At 72.7% G+C, this 5,001-nt stretch carries 5 protein-coding genes; all 5 read right to left on the bottom strand.

Annotation, left to right across the window (positions count from 1 at the left end; translation table 11 throughout):
• The coding region (locus tag ABZ914_RS46455; RefSeq protein ID WP_500201053.1) for an AMP-binding protein at window positions 1-1,268 on the bottom strand (1,268 nt) is incomplete at its 3' end.
• Window positions 1,269-1,349: 81 nt separating this feature from the next.
• Window positions 1,350-2,894 (bottom strand): AMP-binding protein, encoded by a 1,545-nt coding sequence (locus tag ABZ914_RS46450; protein ID WP_500201052.1) that lies wholly within the window; start codon window positions 2,892-2,894, stop codon window positions 1,350-1,352.
• A 71-nt stretch (window positions 2,895-2,965) separates the two neighbouring features.
• Complete coding sequence (locus ABZ914_RS46445; protein WP_500201051.1) at window positions 2,966-3,208, bottom strand: ferredoxin; 243 nt, start codon at window positions 3,206-3,208, stop codon at window positions 2,966-2,968.
• Complete coding sequence (locus ABZ914_RS46440) at window positions 3,205-4,482, bottom strand: cytochrome P450 (RefSeq protein WP_500201050.1); 1,278 nt, start codon at window positions 4,480-4,482, stop codon at window positions 3,205-3,207. Before ABZ914_RS46440 ends, ABZ914_RS46445 begins: the two co-directional genes overlap by 4 nt.
• Before the next feature lie 24 nt (window positions 4,483-4,506).
• Window positions 4,507-5,001 (bottom strand): aldehyde dehydrogenase family protein (locus ABZ914_RS46435; protein ID WP_500201049.1); only part of this gene is annotated, 495 nt, incomplete at its 5' end.

Below are 5,001 nucleotides of genomic sequence, written 5' to 3'. Positions count from 1 at the left end.
TCCTCGACCTCCAGCGCGCTGATGTTCTCCCCGCCCCGGATGATGATGTCGGACTTGCGATCGGTGATCGTCAGATACCCGTCCTCATCGACCACGCCGACGTCCCCGGTGCGGTACCAGCCCTCATCGTCGAACGCCCGCTCGGTCAGCTCCGGGTCGGTGTAGCCGACGCACAGGTCCGGGCCCCGGCTGAAGATCTCACCGTCCTCCCCGAGCCGGATCTCCACCCCGGGCAGGACGTCCCCGTCCGTCCGGAGCCGCTTGTGCTCGGGAGCCGTGTGCCGCGACCCGGTGATCGAGGGGTGCTCGGTGCTGCCGTAGGAGCGGAACACCGTGATCCCGAGCCGGGCCAGCCGGTCGCATACCGCCACCGGCACGGACGAGCCGCCGAGCCCCGCGTACTTCATGTGCGCGAGGTGCTCCGGCTTGAAGTCCGGATGGTCGAGCAGGCTCGTCATGTAGTACGCCGCTCCGCCGCCGACGGTGAGGCCGTCGCTCCTCATCAGCGCGAGCGCCTGCGCCGGATCCCACACGTCGGCGAGGTTCACCGGCGTCCCGTCCAGGACGGGGATCAGGAAGGCGTTCACCATGCCGATGAAGTGGCCGACCGGCGCGGACGTGAGCTGCCGGCCCCGGTCGGGCGGGTACAGCCCGGCGAGCTGGCGGGTCTCGTAGCCGAGCGTCCGGTGGCTGTGGACGACGCCCTTGGGGTCGCGCGTCGTGCCGGACGTGAACGCGATCAGCGCCGGAAGGGCCGGGTCCGTGGCCGTCACGCCGGGCATCGGGTCCGCGGCGAGCAGGTCGTCGAAGTCGCGTCCCACCACGCCCACGATGGGCACGTCCGCGCACAGGTCCGGCTGGAACTCCAGGCGGCCGAACCGCTCGGCGCCGACGAACACCCGCGGGCGGATCGACCGCAGGATGTAGCCGACCTCCTTGCGGCCGTAGAAGTGGACGATCGGCACGACCGTCGCACCCAGGAACGCCGACGCCCAGAAGACCGCCGCGGCCTCCATCCAGTTCGGCAACTGGAACGCCACCACATCTCCGGGCCTCACACCGCGCTCCCGCAGCCCCGCCGCGAGCTGGCGCGCGACCCGCTCCACATCACGGAACGTCCCCGACCACGGCCGCACCGCCGAATGCACCCGGAACACCGTGTCAGGGGCGTCGCGGAGCCCCCGCGCCAGGAGGTCCCCGATCGTGTCGCCGGTCCACCAGCCCTCCGCCTCGTACCGCTTGACCAGCTCAGCGGGGATCGTGCGCATGCCAGAAGCTCCCATCACTCAGCGAGAACTTGACTCTCGCATATTGAGAACTGAGATTCCACGGGTGGTGGGGGCCGCCGCCTACCCGTCCGCGGCGCGCGCAGCGATCTCCCGGCGCAGCAGGAACTTCTGGACCTTGCCGCTGGCGGTGCGCGGGAAGTCCTCGACCGCGTGCAGCTCCTCCGGCCACTTCTGCCGGCCGAGCCCCATCCGCTCCAGATGGGCCCGCATCTCCTCGATCGTCGGCGGCGGACCGTCCGACTTCGGCCGGACCACGGCCGCGGCGTGCTCGCCGAGCCGGGCGTCAGGGGCCGCGACCACGGCCGCCTCGGCGACGCCCGGCATGCCCAGCAGCGCCTCCTCGACCTCCAGCGCGCTGATGTTCTCCCCGCCCCGGATGATGATGTCGGACTTGCGATCGGTGATCGTCAGATACCCGTCCTCATCGACCACCCCGATGTCGCCCGTGCGGTACCAGCCCTCATCATCGAAGACCCGCTCCGTCAGTTCCGGATCGGTGTACCCGACGCACAGGTCCGGACCCCGGCTGAAGATCTCACCGTCCTCGCCGAGCCGGATCTCCACCCCGGGCAGGGCCTTGCCGTCGGTGTGCAGGCGCTTGGCCTCGGGCGCGGTGAGGTGCGAGCCGGTGATGGACGGGTGCTCGGTGCTGCCGTAGGAACGGTGGACCGTGATGCCGAGATCCGTCAGGCGCGTGGTGACCGCCACCGGGACGGCCGCTCCCCCGAGGCCCGCGAACCGCATGTGCGGCAGGTGCTCGGGGGTGAAGTCGGGATGGTCGAGCAGGCTCGTCATGTAGTACGGGACGCCGCCGCCCACGGTCAGACCGTCGCTCTTCATCAGCGCCAGGACCCGGCCGGGGTCCCAGACGTCGGCGAGGTTCACTCCCCAGCCGCGCAGCACGGGGATCAGGAAGGCGGAGATCATGCCGATGAAGTGGCCCACCGGGGCGGAGATGATCTGCCGGGCGAGGTCCGGCGGATAGCGGTCGGACAGCTGGCGCGTCTCGTAGCCGAGCGTGCGGTGGCTGTGCACGACGCCCTTGGGGTCGCGCGTCGTGCCCGAGGTGAACGCGATCACCGCGGGACCGGCCGGGTCGGCGGCGGCCACGCCGGGCATCGGGTCTGCGGCGAGCAGGTCATCGAAATCGCGTCCCACCACGCCCACGACGGGCACGTCCGCGCACACCTCGGGCTGGAACTCCAGGCGGCCGAACCGCTCGGCGCCGACGAACACCCGCGGCCGGACGGCCTTGACGATGTAGCCGACCTCCTTGCGGCCGTAGAAGTGGACGATCGGCACGACCGTCGCCCCCAGGAACGCCGACGCCCAGAACACCGCCGCCGCCTCCATCCAGTTCGGCAACTGGAACGCCACCACATCACCCGGCCCCACACCCCGCGCCCGCAGCCCGGCGGCCAGCCGGCGCGCCACCCCCTCCACATCACGGAACGTCCCCGACCACGGCCGCACCGCCGAATGCACCCGGAACACCGCGTCGGGCGCGGTGGCGAGGCCCCCCGCGAGCATCTCCCCGAGCGTCTCCCGGGTCCACCAGCCCTCCGCCTCGTACCGCTTGACCAGCGCCTCAGGGATCGTTCGCATGGTGGTGGCTCCCCTTCCCGGCGCCGGTCGCCGACGGTCTGTGAATATCACGTTCTCGACACAGAGAACAGTCATCTCGATTCGGTGGAGGGAAGCCTGATCGACCGGGTCGGGCACGCCTCGGCGGCGTTGCGGACGTCCTCGGCCGAGTCCCGGGCGGACCCGTCGCCGCCCCCGGACGCGATCCGCACCTTCCCCCGCTCGTCGAGCTCGAAGGTGGCGGGGGCGTAGAACGCGCACACGCCCGTGCCGGCGCAGGTCCGCGGCGTGACCGTGACCTCCGGACGCTCGCCACCCGCCGTGCCGCCGCTCATCCGAACACCACCGGGAGCCGGTCCGGACCCCGCATCTGCAGGCCCATCAGGACGGGGCGGGGGACGTCCGGGTCCCACCGCAGGTTCGGCAGGCGGTCGAGGATCGCGTTCAGCGCCACCGTCATCTCCGCGCGGGCGAGGTGCATGCCGAGGCACACGTGCGGACCGCCGGCGAACGACAGGTGCGGGCGCAGCGGCCGGAACACGTCGAACGCGTCCGGACGCTCCCAGCGCGCCGGGTCGTGGTTCGCGGCGGTGAGGCAGAGCGCCACCCGGGAGCCCGCCGGTATGCGGACGCCGCCGAGCGAGGTGTCCCGCGTCGCCCTGCGGAAGAACGTCGGGTCGGTCACCTCCCAGCGCAGCGACTCCTCGATCGCCGCCCGGACGAGCGACCGGTCGCGCCGGACGGCCTCGAGCTGGCCCGGGTCGTTCAGCAGCGCCCACAGCGTGATGCCGAGCTGCCGCCACGTCGTGCCGGAGCCGGCCGTGAGGATCAGCCGCGCGAACGCCAGGACCTCCTCGTCGGTGACCCCGCGGAGCGTCCCGTCCGCGTCGCGGACCCGCTCCCGGACGAGCCTGCTGATCAGGTCGTCCCGCGGGTTCCCGCGCCGGTCGGCGATCAGCGGCAGCAGCAGGTCCGCGGCGGCCGCCGAGGCGGCGAGCTTGTCCTCGCGCGGGACGTCGGCGCCGATCATCCGCTCGATCACCTCGCGGAGCCGCAGCGCCTCCGCCATCCGGACGCCGAAGCTCCCGGTGATCGTCAGCAGCGGAAGCAGCGCGCAGAAGTCGAGGTTCAGCTCGGCCCGCCCGCGCCCCTCGACGCGGGCGAGGAGGGAGCCGGTGATCCCGGTGATCCAGCGGTCGGTCCACCACCGCATCGCGGCGCGGCCGAACGAGGGCTGGACGACGGCGCGGTGGCGGGCGTGCTCGGCTCCGTCCATGCCGAGGATGTTGGGGCCGAACGTGGCGAACGTGCCGCGCAGGATCGCGGAGTCGAACGTCTCGGCGTCGCGGAACACGGCGTTGACCGTGGCGTAGTCGAACGCGGAGAACGCGGGCTCCGTCCACCGCCGCGCGTACTCGGGGCGGGGCAGGCCGAGCGCCTCCTCGACGCAGCCCTCGTGGACGGGTCCGCTCTCGCGGGCCCGGCGCAGGTCGGCGTGGAAGTCCTCGACGTAGTCCCCGCCGGAGATGGCCCGGCGGTACTCGCCGCCGGTGTCGAACAGGGTGCGGATCTTGTCCGGGTCGAGCCGGGCGATCTCCTCTAGCAGCATGGCGTGCCTTTCCGTCGCGGCCGGTCACAGGCTCGTCGCCGTGATGTGTTTGAGCTGCTGGTAGGCGCGGATCCCCTCGCGTCCGCGCTCCCGCCATCCGCCGCTGTGCCGCCGGCCCCCGGACGACGCGAACGGCCCGAAGTAGCCGCCGTTGACCAGCACCGTCCCCGCCCGGATGCGGCGCGCGACGGCCAGCGCCCGGTCGGCGGCGCCGAACACCGCCCCGGACAGCCCGTAGACGGTGTCGTTCGCCAGCTCCACGGCGTGGTCGAGGTCGCGGTAGCCGATCACCGACACGACCGGCCCGAAGGTCTCCTCCTGCGCCAGCGGGTTCGCCGTGTCGTCGAGGTCGACGACCGTCGGCTCGAAGTAGTGGCCGCCGAGGTCGCGGCGCGCGCGTCCGCCGGCGACGACCCGTCCGCCGTGGGCGCGCGCGGCGCTGACGTGGTCCTCGCAGCGGCGCACCTGGGCGTCGCTGATGAGCGGGCCGACGTCCGTCGCCGGGTCGCGCGGATCGCC

It is taken from the genome of Spirillospora sp. NPDC046719, from assembly GCF_040645715.1.
In the GTDB taxonomy this organism is placed as follows: domain Bacteria; phylum Actinomycetota; class Actinomycetes; order Streptosporangiales; family Streptosporangiaceae; genus Spirillospora.
The sequence above is the reverse complement of the archived record's forward strand: the minus strand, read 5'-3'. Positions and strand labels throughout refer to the sequence as shown.

Excerpts from the sequence above, each read along its gene's own strand:
- ABZ914_RS46450 (WP_500201052.1), bottom strand. The coding sequence starts at position 2,894 with ATGCGAACGATCCCTGAGGCGCTGGTCAAGCGGTACGAGGCGGAGGGC.
- ABZ914_RS46445 (WP_500201051.1), bottom strand. The coding sequence starts at position 3,208 with ATGAGCGGCGGCACGGCGGGTGGCGAGCGTCCGGAGGTCACGGTCACG.
- ABZ914_RS46440 (WP_500201050.1), bottom strand. The coding sequence starts at position 4,482 with ATGCTGCTAGAGGAGATCGCCCGGCTCGACCCGGACAAGATCCGCACC.